Source organism: Streptococcus sp. HSISS2, from assembly GCF_000448665.1.
GTDB classification, from domain to species: Bacteria; Bacillota; Bacilli; order Lactobacillales; family Streptococcaceae; genus Streptococcus; species Streptococcus raffinosi.
Genome location: NZ_CM002133.1, coordinates 899298 through 901813, shown reverse-complemented (window position 1 = coordinate 901813; position 2516 = coordinate 899298). Strand labels below are relative to the sequence as shown.

Sequence of the window (2516 nt, the reverse complement as noted above, 5' to 3'; positions counted from 1 at the left end):
TCAACATTTGATGATGGCTCAACTACCAAGACAGTAGACGGCGTTGGTACCTACACAGTAGCAGCAGATGGAACCGTAACCTTCGTACCTGAGAAAACATTTACTGGAACTGCACCAGCAGTGACGGTTGTTCGCGAAGATAAGAACGGAACCAAAGCTTCAGCAACTTACACGCCAACTGTTACTCCAGTAACTCCAACAGCGACACCAGTTGAAACAACAGGTAAGCAAGGTCAAACTCAAACAGGTAAGCCTGAATTTACTGAAGGTGACAGCCGTGTACCAATGAACGATGATGTTCCAGCAACATTTGACGATGGCTTAACTACCAAGACAGTAGATGGCGTTGGTACTTACACAGTAGCAGCAGACGGAACTGTAACTTTTGTTCCTGAGAAATCATTCATAGGTAAAGCGCCAGCCGTAACGGTTGTTCGTGAAGATAAGAACGGAACTAAAGCCTCTGCAACTTACACACCAACCGTAACTCCAGTGACACCGACAGCGACACCAGCTGAATCTACTGGACCTCAAGGTCTTGTTCAAACTGGAACTGTAACCTTCACAGAAGGTGATGAAGTAGCTCCAATTAACAAGGATTCGATTACTCTTCTTGATGAAAATGGTCAACCAGCAGCATCAGTAGAAGCGAAATCACCAGCAGGTGACGTGATCGGTACATACACCGTTGATAAAGATACAGGTGTAGTGACTTTCACACCGACAGATAAATCTTATTCAGGTGATGTTGTCCCAGTTAAGGTTCAAGCAGCTGATGCCAATGGAACTACAGTTGAAACAACTTATACACCGAAGATTACTCCGGTTGTTCCAACTTCTGAAGATGCTACATCGACAGATATCCAAGGTCAAACACAATCTGGTAAACCAACCTTCACGGAAGGAAATCCAAATGTTCCAATTGATGAAGATACTCCAGCGACCTTCGAAGATGGCTCAATTACGAAGACCATTCCTGGTGAAGGAACCTACACTGTTTCTCCAGATGGAACTGTAACCTTCGTCCCAGAAAAATCATTCACCGGAACTGGAACAGGCGTAACAGTGAAACGTGTGGATAAGAACGGTACTGAAATCACAGCGAAGTACACACCAACTGTGACTCCAGTAACCCCAACAGCTGAGCCAGCAACATCTACAGATATTCAAGGTGCGACTCAAACTGGTAAGCCTGAATTCACTGAAGGCGATAGCCGTGTACCAATGAACGATGATGTTCCAGCAATCTTTGAAGATGGTTCAACTACGAGAACTGTCGACGGTGTTGGTACTTACACAGTAGCAGCAGACGGTACAGTAACCTTCGTCCCAGAAAAATCATTCGTCGGAACTGCACCAGCTGTAACAGTGGTTCGTGAAGATAAGAACGGAACAAAAGCTTCTGCGACCTACACACCATCTGTAACACCAGTTACCCCAACTGCAGAAGGTACAACATCTACTGACAAACAAGGTCAAACGCAATCAGGTACACCAACCTTCACACCAGGTAATCCAAATGTTCCAATGGATGATGATACACCTGCAACATTTGAAGATGGCTCAATTACGAAGACCATTCCAGGTGAAGGAACATACTCAGTTGCTCCAGACGGAACCGTAACCTTTGTTCCAGAAAAATCATTCACTGGAGAAGGTACAGGAGTAACGGTTAAACGTGTCGATAAGAACGGTACTCCAGTTACTGCTAAGTACACACCAACTGTGACTCCAGTAACTCCAACAGCAACTCCAGCTACATCAGAGGCACCTCAAGGTGTGGTTCAAACTGGAACTGTGACATTCACCGAAGGTGACCCAGTTGCACCAATTGATAAGGATACCATTACTCTTCTTGATGAAAATGGTCAGCCAGCAGCTTCGGTAGATGCAAAATCACCAGCCGGTGACGTGATTGGTACCTTCACCGTTAATAAAGAAACAGGTGTTGTAACCTTCACACCAACGAATAAATCATACTCAGGTGATGTCGTTCCAGTTAAGGTTCAAGCAGCTGATGCAAACGGAACTGTCGCTGAGACAACTTACACACCGAAGATCACTCCAGTTGTCCCAACTGCTGATCCTGCAACATCTACAGACATTCAAGGCCAAACACAAACAGGTAAACCAAGCTTCACGCCTGGTAACCCAAGTGTACCAATGGATGATGATGTACCAGCAACCTTTGAAGATGGCTCAACAACTAAAGTTATTCCAGGTGAAGGAACTTACACTGTTGCTCCAGATGGAACTGTAACCTTCGTACCAGAAAAATCATTTACAGGAACAGGTACAGGAGTAACGGTTAAACGTGTCGATAAGAACGGTAGCTCAGTTACAGCAACTTACACGCCAACCGTAACACCAGTAACACCGACTGCTAAAGATACCACTTCAACTGGTAAACAAGGTCAAACTCAAACAGGTAAGCCTGAATTTACTGAAGGTGACAGCCGTGTGCCAATGAACGATGACGTTCCAGCAACCTTTGAAGATGGCTCAACTACGAAGAC

The 2516-nt window shown here is 45.2% G+C and carries 1 pseudogene; it reads left to right on the top strand.

The window, feature by feature from the left end:
* A pseudogene (locus HSISS2_RS04035) lies at positions 1–2516 on the top strand (CshA family fibrillar surface protein C); the annotation flags it as partial.